At 64.7% G+C, this 19,432-nt stretch carries 20 protein-coding genes; 9 read left to right on the top strand and 11 right to left on the bottom strand.

Annotation, left to right across the window (positions count from 1 at the left end; all coding sequences use genetic code 11):
* Window positions 1–173 precede the first annotated feature (173 nt).
* Together lipA and SAS01S_RS05830 are read left to right on the top strand one after the other, a co-directional pair.
* Window positions 174–1,097 (top strand): lipoyl synthase, encoded by a 924-nt coding sequence (lipA, locus tag SAS01S_RS05835; RefSeq protein ID WP_066806129.1) that lies wholly within the window; start codon window positions 174–176, stop codon window positions 1,095–1,097.
* Entirely contained in the window at window positions 1,097–1,579 is a 483-nt protein-coding gene (locus SAS01S_RS05830) for a type II toxin-antitoxin system RatA family toxin (protein WP_066806127.1), read from the top strand. Before lipA ends, SAS01S_RS05830 begins: the two co-directional genes overlap by 1 nt.
* On the opposite strand, the gene SAS01S_RS05825 is transcribed toward SAS01S_RS05830, so the two are convergent.
* Genes SAS01S_RS05825 through SAS01S_RS05815 form a run of 3 tightly spaced genes read right to left on the bottom strand, consistent with a single transcriptional unit; the run spans window position 1,516 to window position 3,717 of the window.
* Window positions 1,516–2,040, bottom strand: coding sequence for a CinA family protein (locus SAS01S_RS05825; protein ID WP_157082681.1), 525 nt, complete (start codon window positions 2,038–2,040; stop codon window positions 1,516–1,518). The two genes, SAS01S_RS05830 and SAS01S_RS05825, sit on opposite strands and share 64 nt — an antisense overlap.
* 2 nt (window positions 2,041–2,042) lie before the next feature.
* On the bottom strand, window positions 2,043–2,588 hold the full coding sequence (locus SAS01S_RS05820; RefSeq protein ID WP_066806123.1) for a hypothetical protein: 546 nt from the start codon (window positions 2,586–2,588) through the stop codon (window positions 2,043–2,045).
* Window positions 2,589–2,598: 10 nt separating this feature from the next.
* Entirely contained in the window at window positions 2,599–3,717 is a 1,119-nt protein-coding gene (locus SAS01S_RS05815; protein WP_066806121.1) for a bifunctional 2-C-methyl-D-erythritol 4-phosphate cytidylyltransferase/2-C-methyl-D-erythritol 2,4-cyclodiphosphate synthase, read from the bottom strand.
* Between the two features lie 78 nt (window positions 3,718–3,795).
* Between SAS01S_RS05815 and dusB the strand changes: the two genes are divergently transcribed.
* The 7 genes from dusB (at window position 3,796) to hflX (ending at window position 12,906) form a co-directional block, all read left to right on the top strand.
* Entirely contained in the window at window positions 3,796–4,794 is a 999-nt protein-coding gene (dusB, locus tag SAS01S_RS05810) for a tRNA dihydrouridine synthase DusB (protein WP_066806119.1), read from the top strand.
* A complete protein-coding gene (locus SAS01S_RS05805) occupies window positions 4,763–5,827 on the top strand; it encodes a two-component system sensor histidine kinase NtrB (protein ID WP_066806117.1) in 1,065 nt (354 codons plus the stop codon). The genes dusB and SAS01S_RS05805 overlap by 32 nt, the downstream gene beginning before the upstream one ends.
* Window positions 5,824–7,272: a nitrogen regulation protein NR(I) gene (gene ntrC / locus SAS01S_RS05800; RefSeq protein WP_066806115.1), complete on the top strand. Its 1,449-nt coding sequence runs from the start codon at window positions 5,824–5,826 to the stop codon at window positions 7,270–7,272. Before SAS01S_RS05805 ends, ntrC begins: the two co-directional genes overlap by 4 nt.
* A 79-nt stretch (window positions 7,273–7,351) precedes the next feature.
* Window positions 7,352–9,607 carry a sensor histidine kinase NtrY-like gene (locus SAS01S_RS05795; RefSeq protein ID WP_066806150.1) on the top strand — a complete coding sequence of 752 codons (2,256 nt, stop codon included), beginning with the start codon at window positions 7,352–7,354 and terminating at the stop codon, window positions 9,605–9,607.
* Window positions 9,604–10,974, top strand: coding sequence for a nitrogen assimilation response regulator NtrX (gene ntrX / locus SAS01S_RS05790; RefSeq protein WP_066806113.1), 1,371 nt, complete (start codon window positions 9,604–9,606; stop codon window positions 10,972–10,974). Before SAS01S_RS05795 ends, ntrX begins: the two co-directional genes overlap by 4 nt.
* An 88-nt stretch (window positions 10,975–11,062) precedes the next feature.
* Window positions 11,063–11,620: an RNA chaperone Hfq gene (gene hfq, locus SAS01S_RS05785; protein WP_084238561.1), complete on the top strand. Its 558-nt coding sequence runs from the start codon at window positions 11,063–11,065 to the stop codon at window positions 11,618–11,620.
* Window positions 11,617–12,906, top strand: a complete 1,290-nt coding sequence (gene hflX / locus SAS01S_RS05780; protein ID WP_066806109.1) for a GTPase HflX — start codon at window positions 11,617–11,619, stop codon at window positions 12,904–12,906. The genes hfq and hflX overlap by 4 nt, the downstream gene beginning before the upstream one ends.
* Here the strand turns inward: hflX and SAS01S_RS05775 are convergent.
* The 8 genes from SAS01S_RS05775 to tmk all read right to left on the bottom strand — a co-directional run bounded on the left by SAS01S_RS05775 (window position 12,903) and on the right by tmk (window position 19,426).
* On the bottom strand, window positions 12,903–13,247 hold the full coding sequence (locus SAS01S_RS05775) for a low molecular weight protein tyrosine phosphatase family protein (protein WP_066806107.1): 345 nt from the start codon (window positions 13,245–13,247) through the stop codon (window positions 12,903–12,905). The genes hflX and SAS01S_RS05775 overlap by 4 nt on opposite strands.
* Window positions 13,244–14,008 (bottom strand): nucleoside triphosphate pyrophosphohydrolase, encoded by a 765-nt coding sequence (gene mazG / locus SAS01S_RS05770; RefSeq protein ID WP_066806105.1) that lies wholly within the window; start codon window positions 14,006–14,008, stop codon window positions 13,244–13,246. Before mazG ends, SAS01S_RS05775 begins: the two co-directional genes overlap by 4 nt.
* Window positions 14,009–14,068: 60 nt before the next feature.
* Window positions 14,069–14,671: a retropepsin-like aspartic protease family protein gene (locus tag SAS01S_RS05765; RefSeq protein ID WP_066806104.1), complete on the bottom strand. Its 603-nt coding sequence runs from the start codon at window positions 14,669–14,671 to the stop codon at window positions 14,069–14,071.
* A complete protein-coding gene (locus tag SAS01S_RS05760; RefSeq protein ID WP_066806103.1) occupies window positions 14,668–15,438 on the bottom strand; it encodes an MBL fold metallo-hydrolase in 771 nt (256 codons plus the stop codon). Before SAS01S_RS05760 ends, SAS01S_RS05765 begins: the two co-directional genes overlap by 4 nt.
* Window positions 15,435–16,214, bottom strand: coding sequence for a TatD family hydrolase (locus tag SAS01S_RS05755; protein WP_066806102.1), 780 nt, complete (start codon window positions 16,212–16,214; stop codon window positions 15,435–15,437). Before SAS01S_RS05755 ends, SAS01S_RS05760 begins: the two co-directional genes overlap by 4 nt.
* A complete protein-coding gene (gene metG / locus SAS01S_RS05750; RefSeq protein WP_066806100.1) occupies window positions 16,211–17,752 on the bottom strand; it encodes a methionine--tRNA ligase in 1,542 nt (513 codons plus the stop codon). Before metG ends, SAS01S_RS05755 begins: the two co-directional genes overlap by 4 nt.
* A 61-nt stretch (window positions 17,753–17,813) precedes the next feature.
* The gene (locus tag SAS01S_RS05745; RefSeq protein ID WP_066806097.1) at window positions 17,814–18,800 is read right to left on the bottom strand and encodes a DNA polymerase III delta subunit-related protein; all 987 of its coding nucleotides are present in this window, start codon (window positions 18,798–18,800) and stop codon (window positions 17,814–17,816) included.
* Window positions 18,797–19,426, bottom strand: a complete 630-nt coding sequence (gene tmk / locus SAS01S_RS05740) for a dTMP kinase (RefSeq protein WP_066806095.1) — start codon at window positions 19,424–19,426, stop codon at window positions 18,797–18,799. The genes SAS01S_RS05745 and tmk overlap by 4 nt, the downstream gene beginning before the upstream one ends.
* Between the last annotated feature and the right edge of the window lie 6 nt (window positions 19,427–19,432).

Raw genomic sequence — 19,432 nt, 5'->3', positions numbered from 1 at the left:
CCATAACGCAACCGCGAAGCGGCGGGCGGATTTTGTCGCGTGGGTAGGAGCGAGGAGGGAGCGATGCAGTAAGCATCGTGACCGACGAGTGACGCCCTCTACGCGCCAAAATCCGTTCCGTCTCGGCCCCGCCGCCATTGAGTACAGACCCTAGGCTCGCTATCTGCGCATGCATGAACGAGATTTCTCCCGTCGCGCGCGAGCCGCGCCAGCGCAAGCCCGACTGGATCCGGGTCAAGGCACCGACCTCGGCCGGCTTTGCCGAGACGCGTGCGCTGATGCGCGCGAAGAGCCTGACGACGGTGTGCGAGGAAGCGGCCTGTCCGAATATCGGCGAATGCTGGTCGAAGAAGCACGCCACGGTGATGATCCTGGGCGATACGTGCACGCGCGCCTGCGCCTTCTGCAACGTCAAGACCGGCATGCCGCGCGCGGTGGACCCGATGGAGCCGCAGAACGTCGCCGATGCCGCGGCGCAGATGGGGCTGCAGCATATCGTGGTGACCTCGGTCGACCGCGACGATCTTCCCGATGGCGGCGCCAGGCAGTTCGTCCGGGTGATCGAGGCGATCCGCAAGGCCAATCCGACTACGACGATCGAGATACTGACTCCTGATTTCCGCAACAAGCATGAAGCGGCGGTCGAGGCGATCGTCGCGGCGCGTCCGGACGTCTACAACCACAATCTCGAAACCGTGCCGCGGCTCTACCCGACGATCCGTCCCGGCGCGCGTTACTATGCGTCGCTGCGGCTGCTCGAGTCGGTCAAGAAGCTCGACCCGTCGATCTTCACCAAGTCGGGCGTCATGCTCGGGTTGGGCGAGGAGCGGCTCGAGGTGCACCAGGTGATGGACGACATGCGCTCCGCCGATGTCGATTTCCTTACGATGGGCCAATATCTCCAGCCGACCCCGCGCCACACCAAGGTGATGGATTTCATCACGCCCCAGGCGTTCGACGCTTATGCCGCGATCGCGCGCGCCAAGGGCTTCCTGCTAGTCGCCTCGTCGCCGCTGACGCGGTCGAGCTATCATGCCGGCGACGATTTCGCGAAGATGAAGGCGAACCGTGAGGCGAGGCTCGCTCAGAGGGCCTGATGCCTCGTCATACCGAGACCCGCTTCCTTCCCTATGCGCCCGAGCAGATGTTCGACCTGGTGGCCGATGTAGGGCGCTACGCGGAATTCCTGCCCTGGGTCAGCGCGGTCAGGCTGCGCAGCGATACGCCGACCGAGATGGTCGCGGACCTGATCGTCGGCTTTAAGGGGCTGCGCGAGACCTTCGCGTCGAAGGTTCGCAAGGAACGGCCCAATACGATCCATGTCGATTATATCGACGGCCCGCTCAAATACCTGAGCAACGACTGGCACTTCCGTGCCGCGCCGGGAGGCTGCGAGGTCGATTTCTCGGTCGACTTCGCGTTCAGGAATCGCGTGTTCGAGATGCTCGCAGGTCAGGTCTTCTCATCGGCGCTGACCCGGATGACGAGCGCGTTCGAGGCGCGCGCGGCCCAGCTTTACGGCGCGGGTACGTCCGATCCGCGCGGCATCAGCAATTCGAGCGCGACCAGCGCCGCCTGAAGCCTGATGCCGCCGCGGCCGAGATCGCCGAAATCCTTGCGGTCGGCAACGACATCCGACGGATCGGCGTCGCGCTCGGCGCGCGCAAACACCACGGTTCCGACCGGTTTCTTCTCGCTGCCGCCGCCAGGGCCGGCAATGCCGGTGATCGCCACCGCGAGATCGGCGTCGGTCGCTTCCAGCGCGCCCTGCGCCATCGACCAGGCAGTCGCGATCGACACCGCGCCGAACGTATCGAGCACGTCATGGCTGACGCGGAGCATGTCGACCTTGGACTCGTTCGAATAAGTCACGAACCCGCCGAGGAGGACCTCTGACGACCCCGGAATTTCGGTGATCGCCGCAGCGACGAGACCGCCGGTGCAGCTTTCCGCGAGCGCAAATTTGCGGCCGAGCGCCTTGTTGGCGTCGACGACCTTGCGCGCCAAAGCGACGAGCTCGGCGGGCAGGACGGTGTCGATCGTCACGGTCGTGCCGTCGCCGGCGCCGCTGCCGCAGCCGGGCAGATCGAAAACGGGCTGTCCTTCTTGTCCTTGCCTCCCGCGACGGAAGCGATCAGCACAATTAGACCGGCGGTATTGGCAGGCGGCAGCGGCGACATCAGGCCGATCGCACGGTCGATCGTCGCGCAATCGCGCGGTTTGATGTCCTGGGCGATCGCACCCGCGATCATCGGCCTCATCATCGGACGGAGCAATTTGGGGTCGATCCCCGCCATATCCTTGCCGCCGATCTTGCCGAACGCCGCCAGTGCTTGCGGCCAGGCGAGATCCGCCGTCGCCTGATAGCGCGCGACGAGCGGCGGCAGACCACCACGCAATGTAGCATTCTCCGGCAACACGCCGCTGCAGGTCCGGCCGACCTGCTGGAACACATCCGGCAGCACCGCGGTGATCAGCGATTGCGCTTCCGCCTCGGTCAGGCAGGGTTGTGCCTCGGCCGCCGCCTGCGCGGTGGTCGCCGCCATACCGATCCACAGCGCGATCGCCGCGCCCGTCACCTTCTTCATTGCCTGTCCCTTAGATCCTGATGGTCACCACCGCCTGCGCGGCAATCCCCTCGCCACGGCCGGTAAACCCTAGCCGCTCTGTCGTCGTCGCCTTGACGCTAATCTGCTCGCGCGACACCCGCAACAGCGCCGCGATGCGATCGCGGATAGCGTCCCGATATGGCCCGATCTTGGGGGCTTCGCAGATGATTGTCAGATCGACGAAATCGATCATACCACCCTTGGCCGTAACCAGCGAACCTGCGTGTTGGAGGAACTGCCCAGACTCGGCGCCTTTCCACTGCGGATCGCTCGGCGGGAAATGCTGGCCGATATCGCCCGCGGCGATCGTGCCGAGTACGGCATCGGTGATCGCGTGGAGCGCGACATCGGCGTCGCTATGCCCAGACAGCCCCTTGTCGTGCGGGATCAACACGCCGCCCAGCCACAAACGCTCCCCGGCAACGAGGCGATGGACGTCGTATCCGGTCGCGGTCCTGACGCGCATAATGGCTCCCAGCCGGGCTTCGGCGAGCGCGATGTCGCCGGGATAAGTGATCTTGTCGAGCAACGGATCGCCATCGACCATCGCGACGTCATGGCCGGCACGGCGCAATATCTGAGCGTCGTCGGTCGCCTCCTCGCTGACCGGCCAGGCGCTATGCGCCGCAAGGATGGCAGCGTAGTCGAACGCTTGCGGTGTCTGTACGCGAACCAGCGCTGATCGGTCGACGGTGTCCCCCAGACTATCGCCTTTGCCAGCGAGCGTATCGGCGACGAGAAGGGTAGGGACCGCGCCCTTGGCGCTATCCAGCGCGAGTAGCAGCCGGTCGATCACCGCCGCTGGCAGGATCGGACGTGCGGCGTCGTGGATCAGCACGCGACGCACTTCACCGATCGCTTCGAGCCCATTCAACACCGACTCGCGCCGTGTCGCGCCGCCGATTGCCGTCTCTCCCTCGACAAATGCCTCGTTGCCCGCCGCGACGACGGTGACGACGCGGTCGATTCCCGGATGCCCGGCCAGCGCGCGCCGGCTATGCTCGACCAGCGACAGCCCGGCGAGCGGCAGGAATTGCTTGGGCGTATCACCGCCGATCCGCTCGCCTTTTCCGGCGGCAACGATCAAGGCAATTGTTTCGGCAGACATGGCCGCGCGCCTAGCGCACCCTGCTTGGCCTTGCCAGCGCGATCGCTCCGAGCTATGCGCTGCCCGATTTTTAAGCACATGACCAAGCTCGCGCCCATCCAGGTCGGTCCGGTTCGGATCGAGACCCCGGTGATCCTCGCGCCCATGACGGGCGTGAGCGATCTGCCGTTCCGTCGTCTCGTCCGGCGCTTCGGTTCAGGGCTCAACGTGACCGAGATGATCGCCAGCCAGGCCGCGATCCGCGAAACTCGCCAGTCGATCCAGAAGGCGATGTGGGACGCGATCGAGGAGCCGGTGTCGATGCAGCTCGTTGGCTGCACGCCGTACGAGATGGGCGAGGCGGCCAAGCTTGCCGAGGACAAAGGCGCGGCGATCGTCGACATCAATATGGGTTGCCCGGTTCGCAAAGTGACAAATGGCGATGCCGGATCGGCATTGATGCGCGACCTCAAGCTAGCCAGCGCCATCGTCGCGGCTTGCGTCAAGGCAGTGAACGTGCCGGTCACGCTCAAGATGCGGATGGGCTGGGATCACGCTAGCCTCAACGCCCCCGAACTCGCGCGGATCGCCGAAGATCTCGGCGTGCAGATGGTCACTGTCCACGGCCGCACGCGCAACCAGATGTACAAAGGCGAGGCCGATTGGGGCTTCGTCAGCTCCGTCAAGCAAGCGGTCAAGGTGCCGGTGATCGTCAATGGCGATATCTGCTCGTCGGAAGACGCGGTGTCGGCGCTGGAGCTGTCGGGCGCGGACGGCGTGATGATCGGTCGCGGATCGTACGGCAAACCATGGCTGCTTAGTCAGGTGATGACGTATCTACAGCAGGGTCGGACCATCGCCGATCCGTCGATCGAAGAACAATATAACGTGATCGCAGGGCATTACGAAGATATGCTCGATCACTATGGCGCCGAAACCGGCGTCAACATGATGCGCAAGCATATCGGCTGGTACACCAAGGGCCTGCCCGGCTCGGCCGAGTTCCGCAACAAGGCCAATCAGGAACCCGACGCCAATCGCGTCAAAGCGATGTTGGCCGAATTCTATGCCCCCTGGCGAGCCCGCGCCGCTGCCTGATTCGCCCAATTTCGCCGAGCTTTTCGCCGGACTGCCGATCGCCATCCTCGTGGTCGATCCCGACGGACTGGTGCGCAATGCCAATGGCGAATGCGAGTTGCTTCTCAACCAGTCCGAACGCGCCATGCGCGGCCTGCCGCTTGCCGATGTCTTGACGCCGCCGCCTGGCGCAGGGGATGGGCGGGCGGTGTCGGCGTTCGATTTCGATATCGGCACCGAACGCACCGGCCGGCTGCGCGTCGATTATTACGAGACGCCGGTCGCCGACCATGACGGATGGCGCGCGATCGCGCTCCATGCCACCAGCGGCACGCGCAAGGTCGGGCAGTCCGCGGAACGGAGCGGCGCGCGCGCGGTGATCGGAGCCGCCGCGATGCTCGGCCACGAGATCAAGAACCCGCTCTCGGGCATTCGCGGCGCGGCGCAATTGCTCGCGGCCGAAGGCGCCGGCGCCGAACTCACCACGCTGATCACGACCGAGGTCGACCGCATCGCCGCGCTGATCGACAAGATGCAGGATTTCACCGGGCGTCAGGTCAATCCGCAGCCGACCAATATCTACCCGCTGCTCGATCACGCCCGACGCGTTGCCCAAACCGGCTTCGCGCGCGACATCACGATCGAGGAGAGTTTCGATCCGTCGCTACCGCCGGTTCTCGCCGACAATGACGCGCTGCTGCAGATCGTCATCAACTTGTTGAAAAACGCCGCGGAAGCGCTCGATGGCGTCAAGAAGCCGCGGATCCTGATCTCGACCGCTTACCGCCATGGCCTGGCGGTCGATGCGGGTCCCGGCCGGCCTCGGCGCGGTCTGCCGATCGAATTGTGCGTGATCGACAATGGCGCCGGCGCGCCCGCCGACATCGCCGACCATTTGTTCAGCCCGTTCGTGTCGAGCAAACCCGAAGGGCAGGGGCTTGGCCTCGCATTGGTCGACAAATTGGTGCGCGATATGGGCGGCGTCGTGCAATATTCGCGCGAAGGGGCGCCCGAAATGACCATCTTCCGTATCCTGCTGGCGCGCGCGCAGTGAATCGACCGGGGACCCGATCGGGCAACATCCTGGTGCTCGACGACGATTCGGCGATCCGCACGGTGGTCGCGCACGCTCTGCGCCGCACCGGGCATCGCGTCACCACGACCGCGAGCCTGGCCGAGTTCAACCGCGAATTGCGCGCCGCGATGCCCGATGTGGTGGTGAGCGACGTCGTCCTGCCCGACGGCAACGGCCTCGATATGGTGGCCGGGTTGGTCCAGGCCTATCCGCAGCTCCCCGTGATCGTCCTCTCGGCGCAGAACACGCTGACGACCGCGGTCCGCGCGACCGAGGTCGGCGCCTATGACTATCTGCCCAAGCCGTTCGATCTCGACGATCTGACCCGCGCGGTGGACGGTGCGCTGGCCCGCCAGGGTGGCGGCGCCGCGGAAGCTCTCGAAGACGCCGATCGCGCGCTGCCGTTGATCGGTCGCTCGCCGGCGATGCAGGACGTCTATCGCGTCATTGCGCGAGTGATTTCGAACGATCTCACCGTGTTGATCTCGGGTGAGTCGGGCACCGGCAAAGAGTTGGTCGCGCGCGCCATCCACGATCTCGGTCCACGTGCGCATGCCCCGTTCCTCGCGATCAACATGGCGGCGATCCCGCGCGAACTGATCGAGGCGGAATTGTTCGGGCACGAACGTGGGGCGTTCACCGGGGCGCAGGCGCGATCGGCCGGGCGGTTCGAACAAGCGGCGGGCGGCACGTTGTTCCTAGACGAGATCGGCGACATGCCGCTCGAGGCACAGACGCGGCTGTTGCGCGTGCTGCAGTCGGGCGAGTTCACCACGGTGGGCGGTGCCCGGACGATCAGGGCCGACGTCCGAATCGTCGCGGCGACCAATCGCGACCTCAATGCACTGGTCCAGTCTGGGCAGTTCCGCGAAGATTTATTCTATCGTCTCAACGTCGTACCTGTCACTCTTCCGGCATTGCGTGAGCGCCGCCAGGACATTGCGCTGCTCGCACGCCATTTCCTCGACCGCGCCGCCGAGAACGGCCTGCCGCGCAAGCGCCTCGACGAGGCTGCAATCGTCGCGCTCGAGGCGCATGACTGGCCGGGCAACGTCCGCGAGCTCGAAAACATCATGCGCCGGCTCGCCGTGCTGAGTCGCGACGAAGTGATCGGTGCGGGCGAGTTGGGGAGCGTGATCGGTATGCCATCGGCCGCAGTGCCGGTCGGTGCCCTCGATCTCGACGCGGCGGTACGAGCGCGGCTCGACCGTATTGCGCGCGAAGATCCGCGCGAACTCGACGACGGCACAATCTACGAACGCATCATCGCCGAAGTCGAACGGCCGCTGATCGAGGCGATGCTGGCGCGCCATGGCGGCAACCAGTTGCGGGCGGCACGGGCGATGGGGATCAACCGCAATACGCTGCGCAAACGCCTCGACACTTTGGGGATCGACCCAGGGGGTACGGCGGACGGGGCCTGATCTACGACGGTTTGACGTCAAATATGTGTTTTCCTTGCCACGCAACCGTTGTATTCCTGCAACGATGAGTGGCGAGAGCATGATGGCCGCGCCCCGGCGTTTCTGGGACCGGCGTCCCCGAATTACCCCAGCTTTCGAGCTGACCGTGCTTGTGCTGGCAATCGCGGTCGCCGTCGCCACCTATTTCATCGTGCGTGCCGGCGCGGCGCCGCAACGCTTGTTGACACCACCGCTCGTCGCCCTGTTGCTGGTGGTCAATCTGGGCCCTTGCGTCGCGTTGATCATATTGCTCGGCCGCCGCATCGCGAAGAGCCGCGTGGCGAAATCCGGGACAGGCGGGGAAGGGCGGCTGCACGTCCGCCTGGTCGCGTTGTTCTCGACCATTGCCACCGTGCCGACCGTGCTTGCGGTGATCTTCGCGTCGGTGATGTTCCAATACGGCGTCGAATTCTGGCTGTCCGACCGCGTGAGTGGTTTGCTCAAAAATGCAACCACGCTTGCCCAAGAGTCATACGAACAGTCTCTATCTCGCTGGAACCAAGAGGCTCTGACCACCGCCACCGATCTATCCGCGAATTTCAAGGTGCTCAGTGAGACGACCGACCCTGCGACGCTCAGCAAGGCGCGCGATCCAGTTTATGGTTCTCTGTTGCCCAACTATCTTGGTCAGCAAGCCTATTATCGCGCCCTTTCCGAAGTAGCGCTATTCACGATCAACAAGCAGAACGACATCCAGTTCATCGCGCGCGTCGACCCATACGGAAATGTGGCGCAGCAAATTGACCCGATTGCGGTAGCTGCTGTGCTCAAGGGCGAGCCGAGCATGGTGACGGTAAGGGGTAATCGCGTTCGAGTGCTAACGTTGGTCCCTGGCAGCAAGCAGATTTTCCTTTACGCTGGCAGGGTCACCGATGGTCCGGTGGTGGATCGACAGTCTCAGCGCGTGCTGGACGTGGTTGCCGAATTCAAAGCAACTCAATCGCGCGCCCGTGCGCTGCAGCTGGAATTCAACGCCGCTCTGTTCATCGTCGCATTGCTAATCGTCGGCTTCGCGGTGTGGATCGCGTTGGTCGTCGCCGATCGGCTGGTTCGCCCGGTGGGCGAAATGGTCTCGGCCGCGCGCCGCGTCGCCGGCGGTGACCTTTCCGTACGCGTGCCCGATCCGCGAACGGACGATGAGGTCGCCACGCTGGCTAATGCCTTCAATCGTATGACCGAGCGGCTGCAGGAACAGACCGGCGCGCTCGAAAGCCGGCGCGCATTGATCGAAGCGGTGATGTCGGGCGTCTCTGCCGGCGTGATTTCGGTCGATCGCGGTGGGACGATCCAGTTGATCAATGCCTCGGCAGTCGCCCAGCTCAAGATCGACGAAGCCCAGGCGGTCGGCGCGCAATTGATGGCAGTTGCGCCCGAACTTGCCGAGCTGCTGGCAGGCGATAAACGCGAATCGATCGTGCAATTGACCACGGGCGGCGAGCCGCGGACGCTCGCCGTGCGCATCACCGCCGACGAGGACGGCCGCGTTCTGACGTTCGACGACATCACCCAGCAATTGCTCGACCAGCGCCGCGCGGCCTGGTCCGACGTCGCACGGCGCATCGCGCATGAGATCAAGAACCCGCTGACCCCGATCCAGCTCGCCGCCGAGCGCCTGCAGCGCCGCTATGGCAAGACGATCGACGAGAAGGACGGCGTCTTCGCCCAGCTGACCGACACGATCGTGCGCCAGGTCGGCGATCTGCGCCGGATGGTCGACGAATTCTCGTCCTTCGCGCGCATGCCCAAGCCGGTTTTTCATCCCGAGTCGCTGATCGACCTCACGCGGCAGGCGGTGTTCCTGCACGAAGTGGCGCATTCCGACATCACCTTCCGGCTCGATACGCCGGAGGCCGCGCCCTTGGTCTGCGATCGCCGCCAGATCGGCCAGGCGCTGACCAACATCATCAAGAACGCGGTCGAGGCGATCGAAGCGCGCGGCGAGGATGCACTGCCCGGCGAGATCAACGTCACGCTCGATCATGGCGAGCGCCTGATGACCGCGACGATCAGCGACAACGGCATCGGGCTGCCGCTCGAGCGCGATCGCATCGTCGAGCCCTATATGACGACGCGCGCGCGCGGCACGGGCTTAGGCCTGGCCATCGTCAAGAAGATCATCGAGGAACATTGCGGCACCATCGCTTTCGCCGACCGGCCGGGCGGCGGCACGATTGTGACGATCGTGTTCGACACTCTCCAACTCGACGCCCTGCTCGAAGACAATCGTGACCCCGCGGAAACCAGCAAGGGCGAAGGCGCGCTGGCGATGCTTACCCGTACCGGACAAAAATCATGAGCCTGGACATCCTCGTCGTCGACGACGAGCACGACATTCGCGAACTCGTAGCTGGCGTCCTGCAGGACGAAGGCTATGAGACACGCGCCGCCGCCGACAGCGACGCGGCGCTGGAAGCGATCGCGACGCGCCGGCCGAGTCTGGTATTGCTCGACGTCTGGCTGCAGGGGTCCCGGCTCGACGGGCTGGAATTGCTCGAGGAGATCAAGCGGCGCGACGCATCGATCCCGGTGCTGGTCATTTCCGGCCATGGCAATATCGACACCGCGGTCGCCGCGATCCGGCGCGGCGCGGTCGACTTCATCGAAAAGCCGTTCAACGCCGATCGCCTGTTGCTGATGGTCGGCCGCGCGACCGAAACCGAGCAATTGCGGCAGGAAGTCGCGTCCCTGCGCGCCGCAACCGGGCGCGACACCGATCTGACCGGCACTTCGACCGCGATCAACGCCGTGCGGGCGACACTCAAGCGTGTCGCGGGTACCGGCAGCCGCGTGCTGATCATGGGATCGGCCGGAGTCGGCAAGGAAGTCGCCGCGCGCCTGCTGCATAGCTGGAGCCAGCGTACCCAGGGACCGTTCATCGTCGTCAGCGCCGCGCGGATGATCCCCGAGCGAGTCGAAGAGGAATTGTTCGGCGTCGAGGAAGCGGGCGACCTGGTGCGCACCGGCCTGCTCGAACAAGCGCATGGCGGGACCTTGTTCCTCGACGAGATCGCCGACATGCCGATCGCGACGCAGGGTCGGATCCTGCGAGTATTGACCGACCAGAGCTTCACCCGAGTTGGCGGCACTCGCACGGTCAAGGTCGACGTCCGCGTCGTCTCGGCGACCGCGCGAGACCTCCAGGGAGAAATCGCCGGGGGCCGGTTTCGCGAGGATCTCTATTACCGGCTCAATGTCGTCCCGGTCGCGATCCCGCCGCTGGCCGATCGCCGCGAGGACATTCCGGCCTTGGTCGATCATTTCGTCGCGCATTATGCCGCCGAACGCCGCGTGCCGACGCCGGAAGTCGCCGATGACGCCATGGTGGCGCTGCAAAGCTATGAATGGCCGGGGAATGTCCGCCAGCTCAGGAATGTGGTCGAACGGACGATCATCCTGGCGCCCGGCGATCGTATCGGCCGGATCGACGTCGACCTGTTGCCGGCCGACGTGCTGGGCGGCGCGGGCGAGGGCGCGGGCGCTTCGGCGATGATGGGAGCGCCGTTGCGCGAGGCGCGCGAGACGTTCGAACGCGAATATCTCAAGGTCCAGATCCGACGCTTTTCGGGCAATATCTCGCGCACCGCAACCTTCATCGGGATGGAGCGCTCGGCGCTGCACCGCAAGCTCAAGCTGCTGGGTATCACCGACAGCCGCGATGAATAGCCGGAGCTGTCCCAAGAGGATATCGCGAGCGCGCTGGACGTAGGGCCAGGGCATCACCTATATAACGCATGGCGCGTGCCGCGTGGGCATGCGTTTCAGACGCCAGAGAACGGCGCCATGCGGGTCAAGGCCCGCCAAGACCAAGGATCGCCATATGGCCGACAAACAAACCTCGCTCCAGGACCTGTTCCTGAACGCCCTCCGCAAATCGAAGACGCCGGTGACCATGTTCCTGGTCAAGGGCGTGAAGCTTCAGGGCATCGTCACCTGGTTCGACAATTTCTCCGTCCTGCTGCGCCGCGACGGCCAGTCGCAACTGATCTACAAGCATGCCATTTCGACCATCATGCCGTCGAACCCGATCGATATCGCGGCGATCACCGATGCGATCACCTCGGATCCGAAGAAGTCGCCGCTGCTGCAGGAAATCTTCCTCAACGCCGTGCGCAAGTCGGAAGACAGCGTGACGATGTTCCTGGTCAATGGCGTCATGCTTCAGGGACATATCGCGGCGTTCGACCTGTTCTGCATGCTGCTCGAGCGTGAAGGCATGGCGCAGTTGGTGTACAAGCATGCCGTATCGACGATTCAGCCGGCACGCCCGCTGAATCTCGCTGAAGAATCAAACGGTTCTGACGAGGATTGACCACAGGATTTGAACGCGATCGCGACGAATTCGCCCGCGGTGCGCGGGCGATCGTCGTGTTGCCCGACCAGGGCAATGCCAGCCGCGATGCCGATGCCCGGCTCGCGGAAACGGCGGGGCTTGCCGCAGCCATAGGCGTCGAGGTCGCGGAAAAGATCGCCTATCGCGTCCGCCAGCCCAAGCCGGCGACGTTGATCGGGTCGGGGCAGGTCGAACAGCTCGCTGCGCAGGTCCGGATGGAGGACGCACAGCTCGTCGTGTTCGACGCCAGCCTGACGCCGGTGCAACAGCGCAATTTGGAAACGGCGCTCGAGTGCAAGGTGATCGACCGCACCGGGTTGATCCTCGAGATATTCGGCGAACGTGCGGCGACCGCCGAGGGGCGATTGCAGGTCGAACTCGCGCATCTCGATTATCAGGCCGGCCGGCTGGTGCGCAGCTGGACTCACCTCGAGCGCCAGCGCGGCGGTTTCGGCTTCCTCGGCGGCCCCGGGGAAACCCAGATCGAGGCCGACCGCCGCCTGATCCGCGACCGCATGGCACGGCTGCGCAAGGAGCTCGACCAGGTCAGCCGCACGCGCGGGCTGCATCGCGATCGGCGCCAGCGCGCGCCGTGGCCGGTGATCGCGCTGGTCGGCTATACCAACGCAGGAAAATCTACGCTTTTCAATCGCCTGACCGGCGCTGACGTCATGGCGGAAAACCTACTATTCGCGACGCTCGATCCCACGCTGCGCCAAATCCAGTTGCCCGGAATCGACAAGGCGATCCTGTCCGACACGGTGGGATTCGTCTCCGAGCTGCCGACCCAGCTCGTCGCTGCGTTCAAGGCGACCCTGGAGGAAGTGGTCTCGGCTGACCTGCTGATCCATGTCCGCGACTTCGCGCATCCCGATACCGAAGCGCAACGCGCCGATGTCGAGGATGTGCTGCGCGAAATCGGCATCGCAGACACGACACCGCGCTTCGAGGCATGGAACAAGATCGACCTGCTCGACGGCGACGACCGCGAGGATGCGCTGGCCGACGCCGCGCGCCGAGACGATGTCGTCGCGATCTCGGCGATGAGCGGGGAAGGGGTGGAAGAGCTGAAGCGCGAGGTGGCGGTGATGCTGACCGTTGGGCATCGCCGCTATTCGATCACGCTCGACGCCGCCGACGGGGCGGGGGCGGCGTGGCTCCACCAGCATGGCGAAGTGCTGGGGCAGGAAGTCGATGGTGATCATGCCACCTACGACGTGCGCATGGCGCCTCGGGATTTTGAGCGATTCCAGCAGCGTGACTAGTCGTCTTCGGTCACGCTCATCGGTAGGTGGCGCGTCATTCTTGCCTTAAGCAGGCTGATCAGCACCGGATCCATGAACTCGTAATCGTCCGGAATATTGAGACACACGATCCGTCGCGCGCCGATCGAAGAACGGAAGCGCTTTTGCAGCTTGTTGCGATGCGCGCGCTCCATCACGAAGATCGTATCGGCCCATTCCACCAATTCGGCTGTCAGCGGATTTTCGGCGTCGTTGTTGGTCCCGGCCGAACTCACCTCGATTCCGGGATGATTAGCGAAAATATGCTCAGCGGTAGGACTGCGTAGCCGGTTCTGGCTGCAGACGAACAGGAAGTGCTTCATACCGCTCCTGAGCGTTCGCCGACCTTGGCGTCTTGCCAGAGCGCTTCCTGCTCATCGAGGCTGCGTTCGGAAAACTTGGCATCGGCGGCTTCCATCGCCCTGAATCGGCGTTCGAATTTGGCGTTAGCGGCGCGTAATGCGGCTTCCGGATCGATGTCGAGCTTTCGCGCCCAATTAACGACCGCGAACAACAGATCGCCGACTTCTTCCTCACGCTCGGCGTCGCTAGCGGCAGTTTCGACTTCCGCCAGTTCCTCGTCGATCTTGGCACGTGGTCCGCTGGCATCGGGCCAGTCGAAACCGGTGCGCGCGGCGCGCTTCTGGAGCTTTTCGGCGCGGAGCAAAGCGGGGAGGCCGATCGCGACGCCGTCGAGCGCGCTTTCGGCGCCCTTGGCCCCCCGCTCCGCGGCCTTGATTTGTTCCCAGAGGTAATGGCCACCCTCGGCAGCGTCGCCAAAGATATGCGGATGCCGGCGCTCCATCTTGTCGCAGATCGCCGCGACGACGTCGTTGAGCACGAAATCGCCGGCTTCCTCGGCCATGCGCGCGTGGAACACGACCTGGAGCAGCAGATCGCCGAGTTCGTCCTTGAGGTCGGCCATGTCGGCGCGCTCGATCGCGTCGGCGACTTCATAGGCTTCCTCGATCGTGTACGGCGCGATCGTCGCGAATGTCTGGACCGTGTCCCATTCGCAGCCGCTTACCGGGTCGCGCAGCCGCGCCATGATCGCCACCAGACGCTCGATATCGACGCCGCTCATGCGAAGGGGGAGCCCCCCGCTCGGCCATCCTCGAGATCGATAATATACATTATGTAAAACTCACTTGGGGTTTGGGGTGAGGATCAGCGTTTTCCCCTCCACCCGCCAGGATTTGAGCCGCGACAGGAAATTCATTCCCAGCACGTCCTGATCGCCGAATTCGGGCGCGACGATCGTCGGCAAATCGGTCGCGGTGATTCCGCCCACCTTGAGCGACGCGATGCTTGCCGACTTGCCGGTCACCGTTCCGTTGGCGGTCGACACGACCGCCGGTGGCGCCATGCCGTCGAGATCGATCTTCGCCGCCGCCGCGGTCGTCATGGACAGCGCGGTCACGGTTGCGCCGCTATCGACCAGCATGACGCACTCGACACCGTTGATCGTCGCGCGCGCCCAGAAATGGCCGTCATCGGCCATCGGGATGCGCACTTCGCTGCCGACAACCGACTGATCGGGCCCGTAGAACAGCGCGCGTGTGCCGGAGATCAGCCATTGGTTCTGGTTGACGATCGCGACCACTACCAACCCGGTGGCGAAGATGCCGATCCAGGCCAGCGCCATGACGGCGACGCGGCCCAACGGCATGCGGCGCGCGAACAGCGCCGACAGCGGCAGCACGAGCAGCAGCACGTAGAAAATCACGTTTCCGGTCGTATCGCTCATCGCGCCACCTCGACTTCGAGCCCGTCATACGCCGGTTCGACGTTATTCGGGAGTTCGGCGAGCAAGGTCGCATAATCCATCGACTGATCGAGATGCGTCAGTGCGGCCCGTTTCGGGCGGAGTTCCTCGATCCAGGCCAGTGCTTCGGCGAGGTTCGGATGGCTCGGGTGCGGATGGCGTCGGAGCGCGTCGACGATCCACAGGTCGAGATCCTGATACAAGCTACGCATACCGTCGGTCATAACGTTGAAATCGGTGGCATATCCGATCGCGCCGCCATCGGCTTCGAAGCGCAGTCCCGCCGACTGGATGGAGCCGTGCGGCTGATCGGTGACTGAGATCGACAGGTCGCCGATCGTCAGCCGGTTGGGCAGCGGCTCGAGCGTCACGGTCGACGGATAACCATCCCGGCCGGCAAAGACGTAGCTGAAGCGCTCGGTCAGGACCGTACCCGTCGACGGTCGCGCGAGGCCGCGCACCGGCCGTCCGGCAGCGTGGAACAGCTGGCGCAGATCGTCGATGCCGTGCGTGTGATCGGCATGGTCATGGGTCCAGATGACCGCATCGACGCGATCGACATCTGCAGACAGCAATTGTTCGCGCAAATCGGGCCCGGTATCGACCAGGATGCGTGTCGTCGCCGTTTCGACCAGGATCGACACGCGGCGACGGCGGTTCCGGGGCTCGGTCGGATCGCAGGCACCCCAGTCATTGCCGATCCGCGGCACCCCCGACGACGTTCCCGAGCCGAGGATGTGGACCTTCATGCCAGCGTCTTGGCGAACAAACGGTGGAAATTGGCGCGGGTCGCCTCGGCCAGTTCGTCGGCATCCTCGCCGCGCAATTGCGCCAGGAAGCGACAGGTATCGGCGACAAAAGCGGGTTCGCCCGTCTTGCCGCGATGCGGGACGGGAGCGAGGAACGGCGCATCGGTTTCGATCAGCAAGCGCTCACGCGGCAGTCGCGCCGCCGTTTCCTGCAGGTCCTTGGCGCTCTTGAAGGTCACGATGCCCGAAATGGAGATATAAAAGCCAAGTTCCAAGGCCTTGTCGGCGAAATCGCTACTAGCGGTGAAGCAGTGGATGACGCCGGGATAAGCCCCCTGCTCCATTTCCTCGCGCAAGATCTGGGCGGTATCCTCCTCGGCGTCGCGGGTATGGACGACCAGCGGCAGTTGGGTTTCGCGGCACGCTGCGATGTGCGCGCGGAAGCTGGCGCGCTGACGCTCGCGATCCGAATGATCGTAATAATAATCGAGCCCGCTCTCGCCGATCCCGACGACCCGCGGGTGCGCCGCGCGCTCGATCAGCTTGGCGGTATCGACATCTGGATGCTGGTCGGCCTCATGCGGGTGGACGCCGATGGTCGCCCAGACGTCCGGCTCGCGCTCGGCAACGCCGACGACGTCATCCCATTCGCGCTCGCGAGTCGAGATGTTGAGCATCGCCACGACGCCGCTGTCGCGCGCACGTTGCAGGACGTCGGTCTGGTGCTCGGCCAGGCCCTTGTAATTGAGGTGGCAATGGCTGTCGGCGAGCCTCATGCCGCGTCCACCGCCATTTCGAGCCGCGGAAACACCCCGGTCGGCGCCGGCAGCGTGGTTCCCGCCTCGATCGGCCGGTTGAGCGCGTCGAAATTGCGGACGTCCGCCCCCTGCCCCAGCAGATCGAGCAACTTGTCGGCGCTTTCCGGGATCGCCCAGCGCGCCATGATCGCGATCTGCCGCACGGCTTCGGCGGCATAATAGAGGATGGTGTCGGCGCGCGCAGGGTCGATCTTGCGCACGCTCCACGGTGCCTGGTCGGCGAAATATTGGTTGGCGTCGCGCGCGGCCGACCAGATCGCGTCGAGCGCGGCGTGGATCGCAAGGTCTCTCATCGCGGCATGCATGCCCGCCTCGGCAGCTTTCACGCTCTCGACCAGCGCTTCCTCTGCCGCGGTCGCCGCGCCGGGCTCGGGAACGCGTCCGTCGCAATTCTTGGCGATGATCGACAGACAGCGTTGCGCGAGATTGCCGAGATTGTTGGCTAAATCGGCGTTGCAGCGCGTGACGATCGCTTCTTCCGAATAACTGCCATCCTGCCCGAAGCTGACTTCGCGCAACAGGAAATAGCGCAGCGGATCGACCCCGAAGCGGTCGGCAAGCTCTATCGGGTCGGTCACGTTGCCGACGCTCTTCGACATCTTCTCCCCGCGATTGAGCAGGAAGCCATGGCCGAAGACCTGTTTGGGCAAAGCGATGTTCGCGCTCATCAGGAAGGCCGGCCAGTAAATCGCATGAAATCTAACGATATCCTTGCCGATCAGATGCAGATCGGCGGGCCAGTATTTGCCAAGCGGCCCGTCCAGATCGGGATAACCGATGCCGGTCAGGTAATTGGTAAGCGCGTCGACCCAGACGTACATGACATGGCCGTCGCTGCCCGGCACCTTGACGCCCCAATCGAAGCTGGTGCGCGAGGCGGACAAATCGGTCAACCCGCCTGCCACGAACGCGATCATCTCATTGCGCCGAGCGTCGGGCTGAATGAAGCTCGGATTGGCGGCGTAGAAATCGAGCAACGGCTGCTGGTATTTGCTCAGCCGGAAGAACCAGGTTTCCTCCGCGGTCCATTCGACCGGCGTGCCCTGGGGCGACAGTTTTTCGCCTCCTTCCCCCTCGACCAGCTCCTTTTCGTCATAGAAGGCCTCGTCGCGGACCGAATACCAGCCCTCATAGCGATCGAGATACAGGTCGCCGGCAGCGGCCATCGCCTCCCAGATCGCCCGGCTGGCGGCGTGATGGTCGGGTTCGACGGTACGGATGAAGCGATCGTATGATATGTTAAGACGGTCATCCATCGCCTTGAAATGTCCGGACATCTCATCGGCAAGCGCCCGCGTTTCGACGCCGCGGTCACGCGCGGTCTGGACCATCTTAAGGCCGTGTTCGTCGGTCCCGGTCTGGAACCGCACATCGCGCCCGGCCTGACGATGATAACGCGCGATCGCATCGGCGGCGATCGCTTCATAAGCATGGCCGATATGCGGGCGGCCATTGGGGTAGCTGATTGCGGTCGTGATATAATAGGGTTCGGCCATGCCCTGCCCTCTAGTGCAGGTCCCGCGCGGATGGAACCTCCCGCCGCATGGGCGGCAGTTATCAGCGGCGGGAAGCGGCCAGCGGCGCGGCTGGCGCCAGCCGAGCGACGATCCCGGCCATCTCGAATACCGTTCCCTGCGCGTCGAGCGACAGGCCAAGCGCGCTGGCGGCCAGGTTGCGCGCGGCGTCATGGGCATCGAGCGCGGTTCGCAATGCCTCGCCCGACCGGGTCCGTGCGGCCGCGGCGATAAAGCTCGGCGCGCGCTCGAGAAAGGCTTCGTAACGCTCCTGCGCCGCCTTGAGCGACAGCGCCCGGGCAAGTTCGGCGCGGATCGCGTTGCTCGCGTCACCCGTCGCCATGTCTGCCAGCGCCCTGTCGAGCCCGGCGATATCGAGGCCGGCCATGGCCAACGCGCGCGCCGGGGACCCCTGCCCCACGCGGATCAGTTCGTCGATTTCCTTGGCTGCAACACCGGTATCGTTGAGCGCCGCGCGCATGTCGGCGTCGTTCAGGGCTTCGAATCGCAGCATCCGACAGCGCGAACGGATGGTCGGCAGCAAGCGACCGGGCGCGTGGCTGACTAGGAGAAAGATCGTGCCGGCGGGCGGTTCTTCCAGATTCTTGAGCAAGGCGTTCGACGCACCGGGCCGCTCGAGATCGTCGGCGGTATCGATCACTACCACGCGACGATCCGAATAAGTCGGTTTCACGCCGAGGAAATGGTCGAGCTCGCGGACCTGGTCGACGCGAATGCTGCGGGCCAGGCCCTGCTCCGGCTTCTTCTCGTCGCGCGGCAACCGTTGGAGCAGCTTGAGATCGGGATGCGACCCCGCATCGATCAATTGCTGCGTACGATCACCGGGCGGAATTTCGAAATCGTCCGGCTGTCCCGGCTCGGCCAGGAGCCGGCGCGCCGCCAGCATCGCGAACTGTGCTTTGCCCACCCCTTCTGGGCCGGCGAAAATCCAGCCATGATGCAGCGACCCGCTATCGATCGCGGCGGAAAAAGCCTGCCGCGCCGCAAGGTTACCATAGAGTGACGTCATGGCAGCAGGTCGGCGACCGCCTCGATCACGTCCGCCGCTACACTATCCACGTCGCCCCCCGCATCGATCAATCGCACGCGGTCGGGCTCGGCCGCCGCGAAGCGCCGGAACGCCGCTGCGACATCGTCATGAAAGGCCCGCGCGCGCGCGGCGAAGCGATCAGCAGCCGCGCCATCGCGCGCCGCGGCGCGTTCCGCCCCGATCTCCGGCGGAACCTCGAGCACTAAGGTGCGGTCGGGCAGCAGCCCACGCGATCCGAAGCCGTGCAGCGCGAGCACAGCCGCGTCGTCGATGCCGCCGGCCACGCCTTGATAAGCGCGCGATGAATCGATGAAGCGATCGCTGATCACCCAAGTGCCGATACCGAGCGCCGGTTGGATCACCTTTTCGACATGGTCGGCGCGCGCCGCGGCGAATAGCAACGCCTCAGTATGCGAGCTCCAGCGCTTGACCTCGCCCTGCATCAACAGGTCGCGGATTGCCTCGCCGCCTTCGCTGCCGCCTGGCTCGCGCGTGACGATGACGTCGAGGCCGCGGGCACGCAGCTCATCCGCCAGCCGTCGGACCTGGGTCGACTTGCCCGCGCCCTCGCCGCCCTCGATCGAGAGGAACTTGCCGTGCGCCATTTTTGC

This window comes from Sphingomonas asaccharolytica NBRC 15499, assembly GCF_001598355.1.
Classification (GTDB): domain Bacteria; phylum Pseudomonadota; class Alphaproteobacteria; order Sphingomonadales; family Sphingomonadaceae; genus Sphingomonas; species Sphingomonas asaccharolytica.
This window is presented reverse-complemented; position numbering and strand designations above follow the sequence as displayed.